Genomic DNA, 22,442 nt, shown 5'->3' with positions numbered 1-22,442 from the left:
ACCGCGGGAGCGGTTCGGCGCCGGCCGAAAAACGCCTCGGGCCCCGCCGTCCCGAAGGACGCCGGGGCCCGAGCCCGCGATCACCGCGTCAGCGCAGCGCGATGCCCTCCGCGAAGCCCTCGCTCTCCGGCGGGATCGCGATCAGGCCGAGTTCGGCGGGGCCGGCCAACAGCGGGTGCGTGGGCATGAGGCGCACCGTGTAGCCGAACGGCCCGGTCCGGTCCAGCGCGAGCGAACCCTCGTAGAACCAGCGGCCGTGCTCGTCCCGGCGACCGGCCTTCAGCGGCGCGATCGTGCCGTCCACGATCCGGTCCGCGTCGTCGACCCGGCCGTGCACGACCTGGACCTCCACGTCGGCGGGGGCGAGTTCGCCCAGCGAGACGAAGACCCGCAGGTTCAGCGTGTTGCCGACCTCGGGGGCGTCCCCTATCCCGCCCGACTCCACGTGATCGACCCGCACGCCCGGCCAGGACCGCCGCACGTGCGCCTTCCACTCGGCCAACTCCCGGGCGGCGGACCCGGTGATCGCCCGACCCGACAGCGCGGCCGGCGCGTACAGCACGTCGACGTAGTCCTTGACCATCCGGTCGGCCGGCACCTTCGGGCCGAGCGTGGCCAGCGTGTGTCGGACCATTTCCAGCCATCGGGTGGGCAGGCCCTCGGGGCCCCGGTCGTAGAACCTGGCCGCGACCGAGTTCTCGATCAGGTCGTAGAGCGCCGCCGCCTCCAGGTCGTCCCGACGATCCACGTCGGTGATCCCGTCGGCGGTCGGAATCGCCCACCCGTTCGAGCCGTCGTACCACTCGTCCCACCACCCGTCCAGGATGGACAGGTTCAGGCAGCCGTTCAGCGCGGCCTTCATCCCGGAGGTGCCGCACGCCTCCAGCGGGCGCAACGGGTTGTTCAGCCAGACGTCGCACCCGGGGTACAGGTGCTGCGCCATCGCGATGTCGTAGTCCGGCAGGAACACGATCCGATGCCGGACGTCCTCGCCGTCGGCGAACCGCACCAGGTCCTGGATCAGCCGCTTGCCGCCCTCGTCGGCGGGGTGCGCCTTGCCGGCGATCACGATCTGCACCGGACGCTCCGGATGCAGCAACATCGAACGCAGCCGCTCCTGATCGCGCAGCATCAGGGTGAGGCGCTTGTAGGAGGGCACCCGGCGAGCGAACCCGATGGTCAACACGTCGGGGTCGAGCACCCCCTCGATCCAGCCCAATTCCGCCTCGCCGGCGCCCCGTTGCCGCCACGACGCGCGCAGCCGCAGCCGCGCCTCGGTGACCAGCTTCGCCCGCAGCGCGCGCCGCAACTCCCACAACGAGCCCGCCGACAGCCGATCGATCGCCGCCCACGCCGCCGGATCCTCGGCGAGTTCGACGCCCGTCTCGCGCGCGATCAGGTCGGTGACGTCGCCGTCCACCCACGTGGGCGCGTGTACGCCGTTGGTGATCGAGGTAATCGGTACCTCGGTGGTGTCGAAGCCCGGCCACAGGCCGTCGAACATGCCCCGACTGACCCGTCCGTGCAACTTGCTCACGCCGTTGGCCCGTTGGGCGAGCCGCAAGCCCATCACGGCCATGTTGAACACGCCCGGATCACCGTCCGGGTAGGTCTCCGCGCCGAGTGCGAGGACCCGATCCACCGGAACCCCCGGACACGCGAGGTCGCCGCCGAAATGCCGCTGGATCTGATCGCGACCGAACCGGTCGATACCGGCCGGCACGGGCGTGTGCGTGGTGAACACCGTACCCGCCCGGGCGGCTTCGAGGGCCGCGTCGAAGTCCAGCCCGTCGATCCCGGTGAACTCGCGGATGCGCTCGATGCCCAGGAATCCGGCGTGGCCCTCGTTGGTGTGGAAGACCTCGGGCGCGGGATGGCCGGTGATCTCGCAAAAAGCCCGCAAAGCCCGCACCCCGCCGATGCCGAGCAGCATCTCCTGATGCAAGCGGTGTTCGCTCGTGCCGCCGTACAGCCGGTCGGTCACCTCGCGTTCGGCGGGTTCGTTCTCCTCGATGTCGGAGTCGAGCAGGAGCAGTGGCACCCGACCGACCTGGGCCTTCCAGATCCGCGCGTGCAACTCACCCGTCGGGAGTCCGATGACCACCCGTGCGGGTGCACCGTCGGCACCCCGAAGGAGGGTCAGTGGCAACTCGTTGGGGTCCAGGAGGGGGTAGCGCTCCTGCTGCCAACCGTCTCGGGACAACGACTGTCGGAAGTAGCCGTGGCGGTACATCAATCCGACCCCGACGATGGGCACGCCCAGGTCGCTGGCGGCCTTGAGATGGTCGCCCGCGAGGATGCCCAAACCCCCGCTGTACTGCGGAAGTGCCGCCGTGATGCCGTACTCCGGCGAGAAGTACGCGATGGCCGCCGGTGGTGCGGCCAGGCTCCCACCGGTGTCCGAGAGGGTTTGATACCAGCGAGGTCCGGTCAGGTATTCGTGCAGGTCTTCGGCTGCGACCCGCAGGCGGGCAAGGAAGCGGCGGTCGTCGGCGAGCGCGCCGAGCTTGTCGTTCGGCACGGTGCCGAGGAGGCGGACCGGATCCCGGCCGACCGCCGCCCAGGTGTCCGGGTCGATCGACTCGAACAGGGCGCGGGTCTCCGCGTGCCAGGACCAGCGGAGGTTCATTGCCAGTTCACCCAGTGGCTCCAGCGGAGCGGGCAGAACCGTACGCACGGTGAATCTGCGGATTGCTCTCACGCTGCGACCCTAGCCGGAAGGCGGCAGAACTTGCGACAGTGGATGCAGTGCGCTTGCAAAGCCGGCAAGATTTTGCGGATGGGTCTGGGGGCGTTTTTACACCATATGGACCGTGCCCCGATCGACTTGACGATCGTTGAACAGCCGGGTCCTTCCGTCCCGCCGTACCGCGGACACACCAGACATCCGCCGTCCACGGTCGCGGGCCGGGCCCCACCCGGTCCCCGCCTGGTGGTCGCGTCACGAGCAATGGCCGCCGCGCAGCGGTGAGAGGTGGACCCGAGCGATCCCACCGGTCGCCGCCGGGTCGGTTCGTCGCCACTCCCGGGTCCGGCAATCGGGGTATCGAGTGGGTTTCCGTACGGGTGCATCGCGCGCGACGCGCACGGGACGCCCGTCCGTGGGTACAGGAGTTCGGCATGACCAGTTCGGCTGGGAAGGACCCCGGGGGCGCTCGCGCACCCCGGGCGGGGCAGGTCGCGGCCGACGAGGCCGCGGCACGGAAGACGACCGCCGGAGGGTCGCGGGCCACACGGGCCGCAGCCGCGCCGGCCGACACCACCGCGACGTCGACCGCCGCGAAGTCACCGGCGCGCGCCGGGAAATCCGGGCGGACCGAGGGCGCCGCGGGCGCCGGACGCGGCGGCGGGTCGACAAAGGCGGCCAAACCGGCCGCGCCGCGGATCGGGCGGATCCCGATCATCGACGTCGAACCTGCGGTCGACGGCGGCACCCGCCCGGTGCGCGCGATCCCGGGCGAGACCTTCCACGTCGGCGCCACGGTCTTCCGCGAAGGCCACGACGCGGTGGCCGCGGGCGTCGTGTTGCGCGACCCGCGCGGCCGGGCCGGCGCGCTCACCCCGATGGTCCCGGGCGCGCCCGGAACCGACCGGATGCACGCGACGGTCACCCCGACCGCCGAGGGGATGTGGTCCTACGCCGTCGAGGCGTGGGGCGACCCGATCGCGACCTGGCGGCACGCCGCCGGGATCAAGATCCCGGCGGGCCTGGAAGTCGGACTCGTCCTGGAGGAGGGCGCGCAACTGCTGGAGCGGGCCGCCGCCGGGGTGCCAAAAAAGGACGGCCGGCGGGCGGTCGTGCTGGCCGCGGTGGACGCGCTGCGGGACGAGACGCGCTCGCCCGCCGAGCGGCTGGCCGCGGCGCGCTCGGCCGACCTGGACGAGGTGCTGGCCCGGTATCCGCTGCGCGAGTTGGTCACCTCGTCGGCCCGCTATCCGCTGCGGGTCGAGCGCGAACGCGCGCTGTACGGCTCCTGGTACGAGTTCTTCCCCCGTTCCGAGGGCGCGGTGGTGGACCCCACCGGCGCCCGGCCCCCGCGCGGCGGCACCTTCCGCACCGCGATGGAACGGCTGACGCAGGTCGCGGCGATGGGCTTCGACGTGGTGTACCTGCCGCCGATCCACCCGATCGGCACCGCCTTCCGCAAGGGTCCCAACAACACCCTCGTGGCCGGCGAGCACGATCCCGGCTCGCCGTGGGCGATCGGCTCGCCCGAGGGCGGGCACGACGCGATCCACCCGGATCTGGGCACGATCGAGGACTTCGACGCGTTCGTGTCCCGGGCCCGCGAGTTGCGGATGGAGGTCGCCCTCGACTTCGCGCTCCAGGTCTCCCCCGACCACCCGTGGGTGGAGAAGCATCCCGACTGGTTCCGGCACCGCGCCGACGGCACCATCGCCTTCGCGGAGAACCCGCCGAAGAAGTACCAGGACATCTACCCGATCGACTTCGACACCGACTTCGACGGTCTGGTCGAGGAGACGCTGCGGGTATTGCGGCACTGGATGGCGCACGGCGTACGGATCTTCCGGGTGGACAACCCGCACACCAAGCCGGTGATGTTCTGGGAGCAGGTGATCGCCACGATCAACGCGACCGATCCCGACGTGCTGTTCCTGGCCGAGGCGTTCACCCGACCGGCGATGATGCGCACCCTGGCCAAGATCGGCTTCCAGCAGTCGTACACGTACTTCACCTGGCGCAACGGCAAGGACGAACTTCAGGAATACCTCACCGAGTTGACCACCGGCGAGGCGTCCGCCTACATGCGGCCCAACTTCTTCGTGAACACGCCCGACATCCTGCACGCCTTTCTGCAGTACGGCGGACCGGCCGCGTTCAAGGTCCGCGCCCTGCTCGCCGCCACGCTCTCCCCCACGTGGGGCGTCTACGCGGGTTTCGAGTTGTACGAGCACGTCGCCGTCAAGGCGGGCAGCGAGGAGTACCACGACTCGGAGAAGTATCAACTGCGTCCGCGCGACTGGGCCCGCGCAGAACGTGAGGGGCGCTCGCTGGCGCCGTACATCACCACGCTCAACCGGGTGCGCCGCCGGCACTCGAGCCTGCAACGTCTACGAAACCTGACCTTCCATCACGTGGACGACGATGCGGTCATGGCCTTCTCCAAGCGCACCCGGGTGGGTGACGTCGACGACCTGGTCCTGGTCGTGGTGAACCTCGATCCGCACCACACCCACGAGGCGACGGTCCACCTGGACCTGCCCGCCCTCGGCCTGGACTGGCAGGACACCTTCGCGGTGCGCGACGAGTTCACCGGAGCCGGTTACCGCTGGGGTCGGCACAACTACGTGCGTCTCGATCCCGCGCACGAGCCCGCGCATCTCTTCTCGGTCCGGAGGAACAGCCCGTGATCGTCAACGAACCCGTCCGCGACACCTTCGACGACACCCCGTCGCGGGATCGCGATCCCCTGTGGTTCAAGCGAGCCGTCTTCTACGAGGTCCTGGTCCGGTCCTTCCAGGACAGCAACGGGGACGGGGTCGGCGACCTCAAGGGACTGACCCAGAAGCTGGACTACCTCCAGTGGCTGGGCGTCGACTGCCTGTGGCTGCCGCCGTTCTTCGCCTCGCCGCTGCGCGACGGCGGCTACGACGTGGCCGACTACACCGCCGTGCTGCCCGAGTTCGGCGACCTCGCCGACTTCGTCGAGTTCGTCGACTCGGCGCACAAGCGCGGCATGCGGGTGGTGATCGACTTCGTGATGAACCACACGAGTGATCAGCACATGTGGTTCCAGGAGTCGCGGAACAACCCGGACGGGCCGTACGGCGACTACTACATGTGGGCCGACGACGACAAGGCCTACGGCGACGCGCGGATCATCTTCGTCGACACCGAGTCGTCCAACTGGACCTACGACCCGGTGCGCAAGCAGTACTTCTTCCACCGCTTCTTCGGCCACCAGCCGGATCTCAACTACGAGAACCCGCGCGTGCAGGAGGAGATGCTGGCCGGCCTGCGCTTCTGGCTGGACCTGGGCATCGACGGCTTCCGCCTCGACGCGGTGCCCTACCTGTTCGCGCAGGAGGGCACCAACTGCGAGAACCTGCCCGCCACCCACGAATTCCTCAAGCGGGTGCGCAAGGAGATCGACGACAAGTACCCGGACACCGTGCTCCTGGCCGAGGCCAACCAGTGGCCCGAGGACGTGGTGGACTACTTCGGCGACGGCGACGAGTGCCACATGGCGTTCCACTTCCCGGTGATGCCGCGCATCTTCATGGCGGTGCGCCGCGAGTCGCGCTACCCGGTCTCGGAGATCCTGGCCGGCACGCCGTCCATCCCGGACAACTGCCAGTGGGGCATCTTCCTCCGCAACCACGACGAGTTGACCCTCGAAATGGTCACGGACGAGGAACGCGACTACATGTACAAGGAGTACGCGAAGGACCCGCGCATGCGGGCCAACGTGGGCATCCGCCGCCGGCTCGCGCCGCTGCTCGACAACGACCGCAATCAGATCGAACTGTTCACGGCACTGCTGCTGTCACTGCCGGGCTCGCCCGTCCTGTACTACGGCGACGAGATCGGCATGGGGGACAACATCTGGCTCGGCGACCGCGACGGAGTGCGCACGCCGATGCAGTGGACCCCGGATCGCAACGCGGGCTTCTCCACGTGCGACCCGGGTCGGCTGTACCTGCCGAACATCATGGACCCGGTCTACGGCTACCAGGTCACCAACGTCGAGGCGCAGATGTCCAACGCCTCCTCGCTGCTGCACTGGACGCGCCGGATGATCGAGGTGCGCAAGCAGAACCCGGCCTTCGGGCTCGGTGTGTACAACGAGCTGACCTCGTCCAATCCCAGCGTGCTGGCGTTCCTTCGCGAATTCGAGGACGACATCGTGCTGTGTGTTCACAACTTCTCGCGCTTCGCCCAGCCGACCGAGCTGGATCTGCGGCAGTTCGAGACGTATGAACCGGTCGAGCTGCTCGGGGGGGTGACGTTTCCCGCGATCGGCGAGCTGCCGTATCTGCTCACCCTCGCGGGGCACGGTTTCTATTGGTTCCGCCTCACCCGTGGAGAAATGACGCTGTGACGGATTCCACCCGACCCCACGATCCGACTGCCTCCGCCGTGATCGCTCTGCTGCGCGACTGGCTGCCGCAGCAGAGATGGTTCGCCGGCAAGGGCCGGCCTCTTCGTGGGGTCGGCGTGGTCCACAGTCTCGAAGTGGTCTCCGGCGATCCCGCGCTGCACCACGTGTTGCTGCGGGTCGACCACGGTGGCGCACCCGAGCACTACCAACTCCTCCTCGGCGTGCGCGCCGGTCTGCCGGACCGGCTCACCCACGCCCTGATCGGCCGATTGCCCAACGGCAGCAGCCTCTACGACGGTGTGCACGACGCGGAGCTGACCCGGTGGTTGCCGGAACGGTTCGTCGCGGCGGACACCGTCGGCCCGCTGGCCTTCCATCGCCCCGGCGCCCAGGCGCCCGATCCCGAGCACGTCGGCCTGGTGATCGGCGCCGAGCAGTCCAACACGTCGATCATCTTCGGCGACGACGTGATCCTGAAGTTGTTCCGCCGGGTGGTGCCCGGGGTCAATCCGGACCTGGAGGTCTCGCTGGCCCTCGCCGGCGCGGGCTCGCGCCGGATCCCCGCGCCGATCGCCTGGTTCGACATGCCCTTCCCCGACGCGGACGGCGAGCCGACCACGCTGGGCATGCTCCAGGAGTACCTGCGCACCGGGACCGACGGCTGGGAGCTGGCCAAGACCTCGGTGCGCGACCTGTACGCGGGCCAGGAGGTGCGCGGCGCGGGGCCGCAGGCGCACGAGACCGGCGGCGACTTCGCCGGCGAGTCGTTCCGGCTGGGCGCGGCGACCGCCGAGGTACACGCCGACCTGGCCCGCTCGTTGCCCACCGCGGTGGCGGGCGAGCCGGAGCTGACCGCGATCGCCGACGACATGGAGCGCCGGTTGCACGCGGCGGCGGAGGCGGTGCCGGAGCTGGCGCCGTTCACCGATCGGCTGCGCGAGGCGTACCGGGATCTGCGCGCGCTGGGCCGCGACGGTCACCCCGTGCCGCTGCAGCGCATCCACGGCGACTTCCACCTGGGCCAGGTGATGCGTACCGCCACCCGGTGGGTGCTGCTCGACTTCGAGGGGGAGCCGGCCCGACCGCTGCGCGAACGGCGCTCGTTGCACTCGCCGCTGCGCGACATCGCGGCGATGTTGCGCTCGTTCGACTACGCGGCCCGGCACCTGCTCGCCGGCGGCGGCGGATTCTGGGGGCGCGGGACGCCCGCGCCGCACCTGGTACGCCGTGCGGAGGAATGGGCCACCCGTAACCGGGAAGCCTTCTGTGCGGGGTACGCCGACGCGGGCTCGTTCGACCCGCACTCCGAACCCGTGCTGTTGCGGGCCTTCGAGACCGACAAGGCCGTCTACGAGGTCATGTACGAGTCGGGCAACCGCCCCTCGTGGTTGCCGGTGCCGATGTCGGCGATCCGGCGCCTGGCCGAACGTGCGCCGTTGCCGCACTGACGCATCGTCGATTCCCGTTCCGTACCAACGTCTCAGGAGGTCCCATCCGTGACGGCCCGTCAGGACAGCGCGTCAACCGAGGACGGCGGGGTCGCCGGCCGTCCTGCCAAGCGTTCGGCCAAGCGTGCCCGCCCCCGGCCGACCGGCCGGGGCGGGGTGCCACCGTTGGCCGCCGACGAGTTGCGCCGTCTGGTGGACGGCGGCCATCACGATCCGCACGGGCTGCTCGGCCCGCATCCGCACGTGCCCGGCGTGGACGGCGTGGTGGTGCGGGTGCTGCGGCCGTGGGCCCGTGAGGTGATCGTGGTCACCGGCGAGCACCGGGTGTCGCTCACGCACGAGGCGGAGGGGCTGTTCACCGGCCTGCTGCCCGGCACCGAGGTGCCCGACTACCGGCTGGAGATCCGCTACGACGGCACCGAGCTGCACACCGACGACCCGTACCGCTTCCTGCCCACCCTGGGCGAGTTGGACATACACCTGATCGCCGAGGGCCGGCACGAGCGGTTGTGGGACGTGCTCGGCGCGCACGTGCGCTCCTACGAGACCGCCAACGGCCCGGTCACCGGCACCTCGTTCGCGGTCTGGGCGCCGAACGCGCGTGGGGTGCGGGTGGTCGGCGACTTCAACTACTGGGACGGCATCGCGCACCCGATGCGCTCGCTGGGCTCCTCCGGGGTCTGGGAGCTGTTCGTGCCCGACGTCGGCGACGGCACCAAGTACAAGTACGAGATCCTGGGCCGGGACGGGGTCTCCCGGCAAAAGGCCGACCCGCTGGCCTTCGCCACCGAGCTGCCGCCGTCCACCGCGTCGGTGGTGCACACCCCGACCTACACGTGGTCGGACAAGGAGTGGTTGGAGAAGCGGGCCGAGACGGTCCACCACACCGCGCCGATGAGCGTGTACGAGATCCACCTGGGCTCGTGGCGACCGGGTCTGAGCTACCTCCAACTGGCCGAGCAGTTGCCCGCCTACGTGACCGAGATGGGCTTCACCCATGTGGAGCTGCTGCCGGTGGCGGAACACCCGTACGGCCCATCGTGGGGCTATCAGGTGTCCTCGTACTACGCGCCCACCTCGCGGTTCGGCAATCCCGACGAGTTCCGGCACCTCGTGGACGCGCTGCACCGGGCCGGGATCGGCGTCCTGGTGGACTGGGTGCCGGCGCACTTCCCCAAGGACGCGTGGGCGCTGGCCCGGTTCGACGGGACCGCGCTGTACGAGCACCCGGATCCGCGCCGGGGCGAGCACCCCGACTGGGGCACCCTGGTCTTCGACTACGGCCGGCACGAGGTGCGCAACTTCCTCGTGGCCAACGCGGTCTACTGGTGCGAGGAGTTCCACATCGACGGACTGCGGGTGGACGCGGTCGCCTCGATGCTCTATCTGGACTACTCGCGCGAGCACGGCGAGTGGGCGCCCAACCAGCACGGCGGCCGGGAGAACCTGGACGCGGTGGCCTTCCTCCAGGAGATGAACGCGACGCTGTACCGGCGGGTGCCCGGCGTGCTCACCATCGCCGAGGAGTCCACCGCGTGGGACGGGGTGACCCGCTCCACCGAGAGCGGCGGACTCGGCTTCGGGTTCAAGTGGAACATGGGCTGGATGCACGACTCGCTGGAATACATCCAGAAGGAGCCGATCCACCGGCAGCACCACCACAACGAGATCACCTTCTCGCTGATGTACGCGTGGAGCGAGAACTACATCCTGCCGATCAGCCACGACGAGGTGGTGCACGGCAAACGCTCGATGGTGGACAAGATGCCGGGCGACCGCTGGCAGCAGATGGCCAACGTGCGCGCCTACCTGGCCTTCATGTGGGCCCACCCGGGCAAGCAATTGTTGTTCATGGGCTCGGAATTCGGTCACGGCGCGGAGTGGTCCGAGGCGCGCGGCCTGGACTGGTGGCTGCTGGACCACGCCGAGCACCAGGGCATCCGGGAGTTGGTCCGCGACCTGAACTCGGTCTATCGGGGACGGCCGGCGCTGTGGACCCAGGACACCCGCCCGGAGGGCTTCTCCTGGATCGACGGCGGCGACGCGGCGTCCAACGTGCTGTCGTTCGTCCGGCACGGCGCGGCCGGTGAACAGCTGGTGTGCGTGTGCAACTTCTCCCCGGTGGTCCGGGAGGACTTCCGGGTCGGTCTGCCGCACGCGGGCCGGTGGCGTGAGGTGTTGAACACCGACGCGGCCGGCTACGGCGGTGCCAACGTCGGCAACCAGGGAGAGGTACGGGCCGAGGACGTGGCGTGGCATGGGCGACCGGCATCCGCGTCGATGACGCTGCCGCCGCTGGCCACTGTGTGGTTTGTGCCCGAATAGGGGTTGGTGTGGCTTCCGGTCTGTTCGCGGTCTGTTCGCGGTCGGCTCCGGAGGGCTCGCGGTCGGCTCGCGGAAACGTGACACTCCGGCGAACCGTGAATTAGTGTCTTGCCTTCATGCCCCCGGAAGACGTCCCTCCGGAACCTGCCGGGGTCGATGCGACAGCCAGAGAGACATGGAACACGGGGGTGTTCTCACATGACGGCGGACGCGGGTACGGGGTACAAGGCCCTCCCCTCGGACTTCAAGACGGCGGGTACGGCTTTCACCGACGCGGGACGCCGCGTGGCCGAGATCCGAACGACGCTCAAGACGTCCATCGAGGGCCTGGGCGAGTGCTGGGGGGACGACGACCTCGGCGACGGCTTCGCCAAGTCGTACAAACCCGCCCGGGACAAGGTGCTGGAAGCGCTCGAAGCGCTCGCCAAGGGTCTCGGCGAGATCGGCAAGGGTCTCGACACGTCCGCCGACAACTACCGGAAGACCGAGGACCACAACCGTGAGAGCTTCGGTGGCAAAGCCTGATGGCGGTCGAAGCGGGGGAGATAGTCGAGAAGGTCCTCGAACTGCTCGTCGGCGTCGACTGGCCGGAGGGCGACGAGGACAAGTGTGAGGCCCTGGGCAAGGCGTGGGAGCACGCCGCGACCGAACTCGGCAAGGTCGCGGGGGACCTCGCCGCGGCGGTGAACAAGCTCAACGCCGCCAACGAGGGCAAGGGCATGGAAGCCTTCCTTCGGATGTGGGACAAGCTGAGCAAGGGCGAGAAGGCGTTCTTCCCGGCCCTGGAGGCGGCCTCCAAGGCGCTCGGCGGCGCCGCGGACGACACGAGTGACACGATCTACGCCACCAAGATCGAGTTCGTCACGATGGCCACCATCCAGGGTGCGGCGATCCTGGCCCAGATCGCGGCCGCGCCGATCACCCTCGGCATCACCGCCGGTACCGCGGCGGCCTCGACCGCCGCGCTGCGGTTCTCGTTCATGCAGGTACTGCGGCGGATGCTGGGCCGCATCGAGGCGTCGATGGTGCGCCGACTGCTCAAGAACGTCGCCCTCGAGGCACTGTCCGAGGTGCGCGACGACATCATCTCCCAGTTCATCCACATGACTTGGGGTTCGCAGGACGGCTACTCGATCAAGCAGACCGCGCTGGCCGCGGGCGGCGGCGCGGCGGGCGGGTTGGCCGCGATCGGCGTGAACGGGCTCGGCAAGAAGGTCTTCGGCGAGGGCGCCGAGTCCGGCATCAAGGGCGTCACCACGTCGCTCGCCTCCAACGTGAGCGCCGAGGTCGCGGGCACGGTGGCCACCGGCGGCCCGGTGAACTGGGAGACCTTCGCGAGCGGGGGGCTGGGCGGGGCGACCGATCACGCGGCGTCGAAGGCGGGCGATCGGGTCTCGAACGCGTTCAATGTCCCGAACATCGGCACGCCGAACCTGGGCGCGGGCGGGAACGTCGGCGGCAACAGAATCGATTCGACACTGAACCCGGATCATGGGGGGTCGGGGAACGGCGGGAGGAACGAGGGGAGTTCGGGCGGGTCGAACGGCTCCGGGGGGTCGCACAACTCCAATGGGCCGAACGGATCGAACGGGTCCAACGGGTCCAACGGTGGAACCGGTGGGAATCAGGGTGGGGGTTCGCCGCACAACAACTCCGGGAACCCTGGCGGGAATTCCGGGGGGCACTCGGGTGGCGACTCCGGGAACTCCGGAAGTAACTCCGGGCACTCCGGTGGGAATTCGGGTAACGCCGGGAACACCGGTGGTAACTCGGGCGGTGACCACAGGCCCGCACACGCTCCGGTCGCGACCCAGAGCGCGTCGACGGCCCCGCCTCCCACGGCGGATACCTCGACGGCCCCTTCCGCACCGGCGCAGGGCGCGCCGGCCCACAGCGGCGGGCCGGCGCAGAACACCACGACCTACGTGCAGGCTCCGCCGCCGGGCGGCGGTCAGCCGGGTGGCGTACCCGCGCCTGCCGGTGCGCCCGCCGGTGGCTCGCCCGCCGTGAACGGCGCGCCCGCGGTGGGTGGTTCGCCGCACGGCGGGGGCGGGGTACAGACCGCCAACGCGGCGACCGGGGCTCCGGCCGCGGCCGGGCCGTCCTCGGCCGGCTCGATGTCGAGTGGCGGGCCGTCGCCGTCCGGGCCGGGTTCGACCACGACCAACGTGTCGGCGGCGACTACGGCCGCGGCCACGGGTACGACTGCCGCCGGAACCGGGAACACGAATCCCGGTCCGGGGTCGACCGCGACGGGCAACTCCGGTGTGGGAAACGGGAGTACGACCGCGAACAACGCGGCGTCCGGCCCGGCGACGACCCGGCCCGCGGGTGCGCCCACCAACTCCGTTGCCGGACAGGGTGCTTCACCGAACCACAACGCGCCGAGCAGTGGCTCGCCGGACACCACGAACCGTATTCCGGGTCAACGCACGGAGGGCTCGGGCACCCCGGACCGCCCGAACGCATCCCCCGACACCACGCCGCACACCGACCACCGCCCGGACTCGACCACCGACCCCACGCCGGACCGGACCACGGACCCGAAGCCGGACACCCACACCGAGCCCGGCCCGAACCCGACCACGGACGCACACCCGGACTCGGATGCCCGGCCGGACCCGACCCCGGAGACCCGGCAGGACTCGACGCCGGACCCGAGCCCGGACACCCGGCCGGACCCGACCGGCGAAACCACGCCCGACACCCCGCCCGACCCGGACCGCGAGGCCGCGACGGACACTCGGCCGGATGCCACGCCGGATCCGCAGCGGGGCATCGATCTCAGCGCCGACCCCTCGGCCGACTCGCACAGCGGCGATGCCTCGCCGCGCCCGGGCCAAAATGCCTCGCCGACCCGGGACGGCTCGGACGGCGGCGTCACCGTGTTGCACCTGCCGCCCGTCGGCCCGCAGCGCGGCACTTCGATCGGCCCGGCCCCGGCCGGGCGGTTCGGCGACGCCCTCGACGGATTCGGCAACCGTGTCCGCAATCTCTTCGGCCGAGGCCCCGACGCCTCGCCGAACGTCGCTCCGGACACCGGCCCGACCACCGACCCCGGACCGAACCCCGGTCCCTTCCGGCCGAGTTACGACTCGGGTACCACCTACGACGCGACGCCGTACGGCAATTCCCGCCCGGCCTCCACCCGGCCGTACTCGCCGCGGAATCCGGCAGGTCCACTGGCCGACCGCCCGCCGCTGAACGACGGCCGCCCGCTGTACGAGACCGGCGGCCTGATGCCGCCGAGCGCGCGCGACCAGTCGGCGCTCGTCGACGCCGTCCCGCGCACCTCCGACGGCACCCCCGTGGTGCACCCGGATCCGCGCGTCGACGGCTGGCTCCCGCTGCAGAACGACGGCGGCATCGACGTGCCCGGTCGCGCCAACAACTGCATGGACGGCGTGCTGGCCTTCGGCAACACCTGGTTCGGCCGTCCGGAGGTGGCCGCGCCGCGGATCCCCGGTGAGAACGGCGGCGAGACCAGGGCGCCGGAGCGGGCCCAGCGCGAGATCGGCGGGAACTGGACGCCCCTGGGCCAACGTCCGGACGGCAGTACCGACGTCGCCGGCGCGTACGGCGAGATCGAGGCGCGGCTGCGCGACGAGGGGCCGGGCGCGCTGACGTACATCGTCACCTCCAGGCCGACCGAACCGCGGATCCACCCGGACGGCACGATCGAGACCGGCCGGGTCTCGCACGCGTGGGCCGCGGTCAACGTGGACGGCGACGTCCTGTGGGTCGACCCGCAGTCGGGCGAGGTCATGCCCGAGCCGTACCCGGACCAGATCCGCGTATGGGCGCTGCCCGTGGACGCGAACGCGCGGCCGATCGACATGTCGGCGCCCCCGACCACGCGCCCGGCCGACCCGACCCCGGACCCCGCCGGACAGCCGAACCCGGCCCACCCGGACGCCGATTCGACCAAACCGACCACCCCCGACCACCCCACCGACGCCCCGGACACCCCCTCGGATGCGGAGCCCGACGCCCGTCCCGACACGAAGCCCGACCCGACCCCCGAGGTCACCCCGGACTCCGACCCCCGTCAGGACACGGCACCGGACCCGTCCCCCAACCCGACGCCGGATCGGCACACCGAGGCCGCCCCGGACGGGGACGGCACGCCCACCCCGGAGGCGAACACCGATCCCTCCCCGGATCGGGACGCCACGCCGACCCCCGACCCCGCGGGCGACCCCGACCCGGCGTCCCACCCGACCCCGGACGCGACGCCCGTCCCGGTCCGGGACGGCAACGGCGACGCCACCGTCGACGCGGCCCCGCAGCCGGGTGGCCCGCTCACCACGACGCCGCCCGGCGCCCCCGTACGGCCCGATCACACCGGCCCGTTCAGGAACACCCTCCAGAGCCTCGGCGACCGCATGCGCGGCCTCCTCGGCCGGGCCCCGGACATCGACACCGGCCCGAACCACCCCGGCCCGGCGGCTCCCCCGTTCCAGGGCGGCGGCCCGTTCCACCAGAACCCCAACACGCCGTCCCCCTACAACGGGACGCCGTACGGCAACGCCCCGGTGGCGAACAATCCGTACGCGCAGCCGATGCCGCACCACGCACCGCCACTCACGTCCGGTGGTCCGATGGCGGGCCGCCCGCCACTGTCCGCCGGGCGTCCGTTCAACCAGCCCGGCGGCCTGCTCCCGCCCACCTGGAGCGATGTAAGCGCGTTGAACAACGCGGTACCTCGCCGCCCCGACGGCACACCCGTGGTGCACCCCGACCCGCGCCAGGGCCGGTGGTTCCGGTTGCAGAACGACGGCGGCCACCAGGTGCCCGGCCGAGGCGTCAACTGCCTGGACGGCGTACTGGCCTTCGGCAACACCTGGTTCGGCCGACCGGAGGTGTCCGCCGCCCGTATTCCGGGCGAAAACGGCGGCGAGACGAACGGCATGCGGCGCGCGGAGCAGGAGACCGGCGCGCCCTGGAACCGGCTGGACCTCAACCCGGACGGCTCGTCGAACCCGGGTGCCGCCTTCGCCCGGATCGACGCCGCCCTGCGGACTTCCGGACCCGGCTCGATCTCGTACATCGTCACGGAATGGCCCCCGCGCAACGAGGTCCAGCCGGACGGTTCGGTCCGGGTGGTGCGCAGTTCGCACGCCTGGGCCGCGATCAACGTGGGTGGCGACATCCTCTGGATCGACCCGCAGACGAACCAGATCATGAACCTGCCGCATCCGAACGCGATCACCGTCTCCGCGATCACGCTCGACCCGAACGCCCGACCGGTCCCCATGACGGCCCCGCCCGTCACCCAACCGGTCGCCCCACCGCCGCAGCCACAGCCGCACAACCAGCAGCAACCACCGGTGAACCCGTACACCCAGCACCAACCACCGCCGGTACAGCCCAACCCGTACATGCAGCCGCCGCCGGTACCCCCCGCCCCGCACTTCCAGACGATGCAACCGGGCCCGTACAACCAGCCCGGCCCGCACATCCAACAACCGGTGCAGCCCAACCCGTACACCCAACAACCACCGGTGCAACCCGCCCCGCCGCACACCCAACAACCGATCCAACCCGGCCCGGTCCAGCCGACGCCCCCGCACACCCAACAGCCCTTCCAAACGGGCCCTGTGCACCCCGAGCCACCGCACAACCGGCAACCGATCCAACCCGGCCCGGTCCACCCCGCGCCGCACCACCCGCAGCCGTTCCAGACCGGCCCGGTGCACCCCGCACCGCCGCACAACCAACAGCCGTTCCAAACCGGCCCGGTCCACCCGCACAACCAACAGCCGTTCCGCACCGGCCCCGTCGACCCCGGCAGCCACGTCCCCAACCCCGTTCGATCCGGGCCCAATCCCAACCCCAACCCCGCTCCGACCCCGGCCACTCCCCCGCCGCCGCCACGGCACACGCAGGCCAATCCGCCCGGTCCGATCGACACCACGCCGCCCCTCGCGCCGCCGATGCGGGCCAATCCGCGCCCACTCGGCGAGCCCGCGACCACGGCGAGTCCGACCGGCGATCGGCCCACCACGCACGACGGTCGGCGCGACGACGTCGAGCGTGAGGTCGGCGACTTCATGGCGACCCGCCCGGCCGCGGAGAACTTCGACCCCAACGCCGCGCCCAGCGTCAACTCCACGACCCCGCCCACGACTTCACCGACGCCGAACCCGAACCCGCCGAAGCCGGACGACGTCCGAGGCGGCCAGTCGCCCTACGACCTCGACGTCGCGCGCGACCCGTCCTTCATGGCCGACCGGGCGAATCTGACCTGGGACACCCACCGCGGCGACGCCGAGTTCGAGATGCCGCAGAGCGTGCGCTCGAACAACCCGCACCCGGACACCGGCGCGCCGCCCCGCAACAACCTCAATCGGGCCACGATCCGCCGGATGTTCGACGCCTCCGGCATCGACGCACTGGTCAACCACCCGAACCCGGACGAGTTGACCAGCGCCGAGCGCCAGGCCAGGGACGAGTTCGACCGCCTCCTGCGCGGCGCCGACGGGCGACTGCTGACCGGCCCGGACCTGGCCCAGCGCATGAACGACCTGGCACTGCGCGGCCGGGACATGACCGGCGCTCCCCGCTACCCGATCAACTCGGGATACGCGGGCCAGATCGTGCACTTCGCGAGCCCGACGCTGGACAACCACTTCCCCGACGGCGTCTACATCAACCTGCAGGGCTATCCGGACTTCACCACCTACGCGGTGCGCACCATCAACCTTCCGCACACCGTCGTCGCCCCGCCCAAGCGCAGCGATTTCCCGCCCGGCCCGGACGGCACCAAGAAATTCAAGGAAGCCCGTCAGGAAGCGAACGACGACCAGCGCAAGCTCGATATTCGCCAGGCCAACGCGGAATTCAGAAACGATCCGATGTGGGCCGGCGTCCGCCCGGGCCGCAGCGCTCCCGGATACGTCTGGCACCACGTCGAGGGCACACGCACCATGATGCTCATACCGTTCGCAGTACACTACGCGGTGAAACATCACGGTGGTATCGCCAGCGCCATGGCCCCCGATCCCGCGTCCGGCAACCCTGGAGTCCAGCCTTGACCGTCGAATTGACGCCGCGAGGAACCCTCTCGGAAGAAGCCCTGCGCGAACTCGAGGATAAACTCGGGTTCGCCCTGCCGGCCGAATACCGGGCCTGGCTCGCCGCCACCAACGGTGCCGACTTCCCGGTCGCCGCCCAGCTCATGCCGCGTGGCCTGGACCCGGAGGACGACCTCTACGGCCACCGCACCGGCGGCGATCCGCAGACCGAACTGCTCTACGCCCACGGCTATTGCCGCGACGTGCTCACCCGCGATTATCTGCCGGTCACCCGCCTCACCACCGGAATCGTGGCGATCAAGGTGACCGAGCCCGAATGCGGCTCGCTCTGGTATTGGAGCGAATCGACCCTCGACACCGACGAGGAATACACCCCCGAATACATCTCGACCCACCTGCTCCGCCGGGTGGCCGATACCTTCGCCCAATTTCTGGAGCTGTGGGAGATCGACCCGACCTCCCCGTTCCTGGATTCGGCAGACCCGGAACGGACCGCGCCATGACCGATATCGGTGCCGCGGCCGGCGACTCGCCGGCCGCCGAATTCGCGGGTTCGATCGTCGATTTCGGCCGCACCTCGCGCAGTCGGGTCTACCCCGACGGGGTCTTCGTCGACCTGTACGGATTCCCGGATTTCCTGCCGTACGCGCGGGTGGTGGTCGAGGCCGCGCCGATCCCGCCGGGGCTCGGCGTCGACGAGGCCAGGGTCACCGACGTCCTCGCGGCCAACCTCGCGGCGGCCGGCACCGGCGATCCGCTCTACCGGGACCTCGTGGAGACGGCGACCCCGCGCGGCTGGACCTGGCACCACACACCGCACGCGCGCCGGCTGTACCTGATCCCGGTGGACGTCAAGAACGCGATGCGCCACCACGGCGGGGTGGCCACGATGACGTCGGTCGACCGGGACCGCACCGGCCTGTGGAGCCCGGTCGAGCAGGCCCGGGTGCCGGTCACGCTGCACGTCGGCCGACCGCTGACCGACGTCGACCTGACCCACCTGGAGGGCAAGTACCTCAAGTACCGGCTCCCGGACGCCTACCGCTCGTTGCTGATCGACAACGGCGGCGGCCCGCCGGCCCGCCCGGCGGTGCACCCGCGCCACGGATTCGTGTTCGACCAGCAGTTCTTCAACCTCTACGGCGCGTACGACCCGTACGACCTGCTGGACGTGGCGGCCCGGTTCACCGACCGGCTGACCGCCGACTTCCTGGCCGTCGCGTGGGTCCAGGGCGGCGCGCTGGTGCTCAAAACCCAGGGGCGGGACGCCGGTTCGGTCTGGTACTGGGACAACGACGACCGCTACGCCCGACAGGGCGACACCCCGGAGGCGACCGTCGCGCTGCTGTCCCGACTCGCCGACGACGTCGGCACGCTGCTGGCCGACGGGTTGGTCCAAGTGCCCGGCGAACTCGACGAGATCGCCCGCACCGCAGCCGCCGGCGGCCACTACCGGCCGATCGTCGTCGACCACGCGGGCGCGGGTCTGCCCGCCGACCTGCGCCCCTGACGCGGCATCACGAAGGGAACGGACGAGACCGATGTTCGACAATCAGCTGCCGCCCGGCGTCGGTGCGGCGTTGCAGCGCCCCGGCCGGGAGCCGATGACGGCGGTGAGCGCGCACACCACGCTCGTGGACCTGCACCCGGCCGTGACCGCGCTGTTGGACCGTACCGAGCCCGCGATGCGCTCGGTGTTCCACGGGCGTTGCCCGGACGCGGCGTTGTTGTCCGAGGTCGCGGTCGAGGCGGAGGCGTCGTTGGCCGCCGAGGGTGTGCACGACCCCGACCACGAGGCGGTGCTCGACCGGATGCGGCACCTGCTGCGCGGCGCGGCGCTGGCCGCGATCCTGCTGCGCGAGCCGAACGACCCCGCGCACGAGCGGCCGATCCCGCCGTGTTCGTCCTGCGCGCCCGCGCTGGCCGATCTGGGCGTGACGATCCTGGAGGTGCCCGCGTCATGAGCGATCGTTTTCCCGAGGCCGTGGCCCAGGCCCTGACGGCCACCGGCTGGCAGCCCGGCATCCACATCCCCGAAGAGGAACTGCTGCGCTGGTACCGGGCGTTGGGCACGGCCGGGATCGACGTCCCACCGAGCGCGATCAAGGCGCTGTGGGAGTTCGGCGGGATGACGGTGCATCAGTACGGGCCCGGCACGGACATGTCCCGGATGCCGTTCCGGATCGACCCGCTGGTCGGGCTGTACGCGGGCGACGTGCTCGCGGCGTACGGCGCGGCGCTGGGCCGGCCGCTCACCCCGGTCGGCGAATACGACCTGGGACGCGGTCGGTTGGCGATGGATCCGCGCGGCGCGGTGTACCTGTGGTGGGGCGACCTGTGGCACGTGGCCGACACGTTCGACGGCGCGCTGATCGCGCTGGTCGAGGGCCGGCGGCCCACCCGCCTGAACCTGACGCCCGCCCGGGAGCCGCTGCCCCCGAAACCGATCGACGAGCGCGAGGCCCGGGACAAGGCCCGACGGCACGTGGTCGGCGGCGGCCCGCACGCGCCGGTCGACTTCGTGATGAGCGAGTTCGAGTACGGCTGGCTGGTCCAGCCGATCTTCGCCGACCCCGACCCGATGGCCAACGTGGGCGCCGGCCAGTGGATCATCGACCGCCGCAACGGCCGGGTGACCCTGTGGCCGAGCCTGCCCACCGAGAACACCCTGGCCCTGTTCCGCGAGCGCCACGTGGACGCGTAGCGCCCGGCGGCAACCGGCCCGCACGCCGATGCGCCCCGGAACCGCGTGGGTCCCGGGGCGCATCGGTGGTTGGGTGCGTCGACCGCTCGTGTCGACTCGACCCGACTACTTCACGTTGACCTTGTTGAGGCCGTAGCCGGGGATGTGCAACTTGCCGCCCAGTTGGGCGTACATCGAACTCTCCACGTTCGTGAAGAACACGATCGGCACGTTGATCGGCGGCGGGCTCTCGGGCGTGAAGGTGATCGGGATGATCCCGAAGATGTTGCCCTTGAGGTACTTCACGTACATCGTCGTCGGGATGTCCGCGTCCATCCAGGACTTGCTGCCCTCGTCGGACGAGATGACGACGTCCTTGCCGCCCTCCTCCTTCACCGTCATGGACATGTTCCAGATGTCGATGCCCTTGGACACGGTGAACTTGAGCGCGTTCTCCTCGACCCCGGTGAGCGTCTTGACCTTGACCACGCCCTCGTAGTTCAGCCCGGCCATGGCCAGCAGGCTGGACTTGAGGACCAGGGGGTCCACCGCGACCGGCGGGATCCCGTTGCCGCTCTTGGCGTTCACGGGACCCTGGACCGGGCACGGGAAGGGCGACTTGCCGTCCTTCGGCACGGCCGACGACGACGTGGCCGACGGCTTGGCCGACGTCGTCGTGGGCTTGGTCGAGGGCTTGCCCGACGCCGAAGCGGAGGGCGTCGACGCGGCCGCCGGCGGCGTGGCCGAGGCCGAGCCGCCCGAGGCCGCCAACGGTGCCGGGGATGCGGCGGACGCCGTCGACGCCGGCGCGGACGGCGCCGTCGAGGGCGGCTTGATCCCGGGCAGGCCGAGCCCGGGCAACCCGGGCAGCGTCAACTCGGGCAGTTTGAACGCCGGTTCCCTGCTTTCCGGCGCCTTGCCTTCCGGTGCCTTGGACGTGCCGGCCCTCGGGTCGGCCGCCGGGCTCTGCGCGGCGGTGGGTTGCCCCGCCGCGGACCGCGTCTGCGCCGCCTTGCCAGCGGGGGTCGAACCCGCCGACGTGGCGGCCGTGCCGCTCGGCGCCGCGCTCGACGTGCTCGGCGCGGCCGACGCCGAACCCGCCGACGTGGTGGGACTCGCCGAGGCGCACGGGCCGTCCGCGTACGGGTTCTCGGGCAGTGGGTCGCTGGGCGACGCACTCGCGATCCCGACCAGTCCGACCACGCCGGCCATCGCGGCCACGATCACGGCGAGCGTGACCCCGGGGGAGGCCGTTCCCGCCGCCTTGTCACCGGGCCGGTCGGTCCCCGACCCGGTCGACGCTTCCCCCGAGGCATCGGGGGCCTTCCCGCTCGACGCGTCGGCCGGGAAGCCGTCCTCGACGAGCGTGTCGTCGACGTCGGCGCGGCCGTCGTGTCCGTCCCCGGCGCCGTCGTCACCGCGGTGCTCGTCGTCCTCGTCGTCCGACGGCTCGTTGTACGTCCAGGAGGTCGCGAGCATGCCACCGACGAGGCCGAGCAACATGCCCACGCCGAAGCCGCCGAAGGTCGCGACGATGAAGGACACGAGCGATACGAGGATCACGAAGATCCCGAGGTAGACCCGCGCCGCCGGGGTCAACCAGATCGCGATTCCACACATGATCAGGATGGCGCCGATGAACAGCGCCGAGACGCCGCCGAACTGCGTCAGCCTGACCGTGACGTCACCCGCGCTGACGGATGCGTACGGGGCCCACAGGATGGGTCCGGCAGCCAGGATGGTGAAGAGTCCGGCCCAGAACGGCCGGGCCGATCGCCACTCCCGAAACGCGCGCCGGCAGCGCACGACCGCATGGGGATGCCGCTGTTCTGCGGTCACTGTTCAACTCCCTGGAATGCCGCCTCGATACGACTGACCGGCTGTG

At 70.9% G+C, this 22,442-nt stretch carries 12 protein-coding genes; 10 read left to right on the top strand and 2 right to left on the bottom strand.

The genetic code is table 11. From position 1 onward, the window contains the following. Positions 1 to 88: 88 nt before the first annotated feature. Entirely contained in the window at positions 89 to 2,701 is a 2,613-nt protein-coding gene (gene glgP / locus ACFRCG_RS38755; RefSeq protein ID WP_380040367.1) for an alpha-glucan family phosphorylase, read from the bottom strand. Between the two features lie 419 nt (positions 2,702 to 3,120). Here glgP and ACFRCG_RS38750 point away from each other — a divergent pair, with 419 nt between their 5' ends. From ACFRCG_RS38750 to ACFRCG_RS38705, 10 genes are all read left to right on the top strand, one after another. Beyond that, on the top strand, positions 3,121 to 5,373 hold the full coding sequence (locus tag ACFRCG_RS38750; protein ID WP_380040365.1) for an alpha-1,4-glucan--maltose-1-phosphate maltosyltransferase: 2,253 nt from the start codon (positions 3,121 to 3,123) through the stop codon (positions 5,371 to 5,373). Then, complete coding sequence (gene treS / locus ACFRCG_RS38745) at positions 5,370 to 7,064, top strand: maltose alpha-D-glucosyltransferase (RefSeq protein ID WP_078975378.1); 1,695 nt, start codon at positions 5,370 to 5,372, stop codon at positions 7,062 to 7,064. Before ACFRCG_RS38750 ends, treS begins: the two co-directional genes overlap by 4 nt. Next, on the top strand, positions 7,061 to 8,512 hold the full coding sequence (locus tag ACFRCG_RS38740; protein WP_380040363.1) for a maltokinase: 1,452 nt from the start codon (positions 7,061 to 7,063) through the stop codon (positions 8,510 to 8,512). The genes treS and ACFRCG_RS38740 overlap by 4 nt, the downstream gene beginning before the upstream one ends. A 48-nt stretch (positions 8,513 to 8,560) precedes the next feature. Then, on the top strand, positions 8,561 to 10,837 hold the full coding sequence (glgB, locus tag ACFRCG_RS38735; protein ID WP_380040361.1) for a 1,4-alpha-glucan branching protein GlgB: 2,277 nt from the start codon (positions 8,561 to 8,563) through the stop codon (positions 10,835 to 10,837). 198 nt (positions 10,838 to 11,035) lie between these two features. Beyond that, positions 11,036 to 11,362: a WXG100 family type VII secretion target gene (locus tag ACFRCG_RS38730; RefSeq protein WP_380040359.1), complete on the top strand. Its 327-nt coding sequence runs from the start codon at positions 11,036 to 11,038 to the stop codon at positions 11,360 to 11,362. Continuing rightward, positions 11,362 to 17,874 (top strand): toxin glutamine deamidase domain-containing protein, encoded by a 6,513-nt coding sequence (locus tag ACFRCG_RS38725; protein ID WP_380040357.1) that lies wholly within the window; start codon positions 11,362 to 11,364, stop codon positions 17,872 to 17,874. The genes ACFRCG_RS38730 and ACFRCG_RS38725 overlap by 1 nt, the downstream gene beginning before the upstream one ends. Further along, positions 17,871 to 18,377 carry an SMI1/KNR4 family protein gene (locus ACFRCG_RS38720; RefSeq protein ID WP_380040355.1) on the top strand — a complete coding sequence of 169 codons (507 nt, stop codon included), beginning with the start codon at positions 17,871 to 17,873 and terminating at the stop codon, positions 18,375 to 18,377. The genes ACFRCG_RS38725 and ACFRCG_RS38720 overlap by 4 nt, the downstream gene beginning before the upstream one ends. After that, positions 18,374 to 19,384: an SMI1/KNR4 family protein gene (locus ACFRCG_RS38715; RefSeq protein WP_380040353.1), complete on the top strand. Its 1,011-nt coding sequence runs from the start codon at positions 18,374 to 18,376 to the stop codon at positions 19,382 to 19,384. Before ACFRCG_RS38720 ends, ACFRCG_RS38715 begins: the two co-directional genes overlap by 4 nt. A 31-nt stretch (positions 19,385 to 19,415) precedes the next feature. After that, the gene (locus tag ACFRCG_RS38710; RefSeq protein ID WP_379995057.1) at positions 19,416 to 19,838 is read left to right on the top strand and encodes a YwqJ-related putative deaminase; all 423 of its coding nucleotides are present in this window, start codon (positions 19,416 to 19,418) and stop codon (positions 19,836 to 19,838) included. Next, positions 19,835 to 20,578, top strand: a complete 744-nt coding sequence (locus ACFRCG_RS38705; protein ID WP_380040351.1) for an SUKH-3 domain-containing protein — start codon at positions 19,835 to 19,837, stop codon at positions 20,576 to 20,578. Before ACFRCG_RS38710 ends, ACFRCG_RS38705 begins: the two co-directional genes overlap by 4 nt. 105 nt (positions 20,579 to 20,683) lie before the next feature. On the opposite strand, the gene ACFRCG_RS38700 is transcribed toward ACFRCG_RS38705, so the two are convergent. Continuing rightward, positions 20,684 to 22,396 (bottom strand): DUF6114 domain-containing protein, encoded by a 1,713-nt coding sequence (locus ACFRCG_RS38700; protein WP_380040349.1) that lies wholly within the window; start codon positions 22,394 to 22,396, stop codon positions 20,684 to 20,686. Positions 22,397 to 22,442: the final 46 nt, after the last annotated feature.

It is taken from the genome of Embleya sp. NPDC056575 (genome assembly GCF_042793325.1).
In the GTDB taxonomy this organism is placed as follows: Bacteria; Actinomycetota; Actinomycetes; order Streptomycetales; family Streptomycetaceae; genus Embleya.
The sequence above is the reverse complement of the archived record's forward strand: the minus strand, read 5'-3'. Positions and strand labels throughout refer to the sequence as shown.

Excerpts from the sequence above, each read along its gene's own strand:
- ACFRCG_RS38725 (WP_380040357.1), top strand. The coding sequence starts at position 11,362 with ATGGCGGTCGAAGCGGGGGAGATAGTCGAGAAGGTCCTCGAACTGCTC.
- ACFRCG_RS38710 (WP_379995057.1), top strand. The coding sequence starts at position 19,416 with ATGTTCGACAATCAGCTGCCGCCCGGCGTCGGTGCGGCGTTGCAGCGC.
- ACFRCG_RS38705 (WP_380040351.1), top strand. The coding sequence starts at position 19,835 with ATGAGCGATCGTTTTCCCGAGGCCGTGGCCCAGGCCCTGACGGCCACC.
- ACFRCG_RS38730 (WP_380040359.1), top strand. The coding sequence starts at position 11,036 with ATGACGGCGGACGCGGGTACGGGGTACAAGGCCCTCCCCTCGGACTTC.
- ACFRCG_RS38715 (WP_380040353.1), top strand. The coding sequence starts at position 18,374 with ATGACCGATATCGGTGCCGCGGCCGGCGACTCGCCGGCCGCCGAATTC.
- ACFRCG_RS38750 (WP_380040365.1), top strand. The coding sequence starts at position 3,121 with ATGACCAGTTCGGCTGGGAAGGACCCCGGGGGCGCTCGCGCACCCCGG.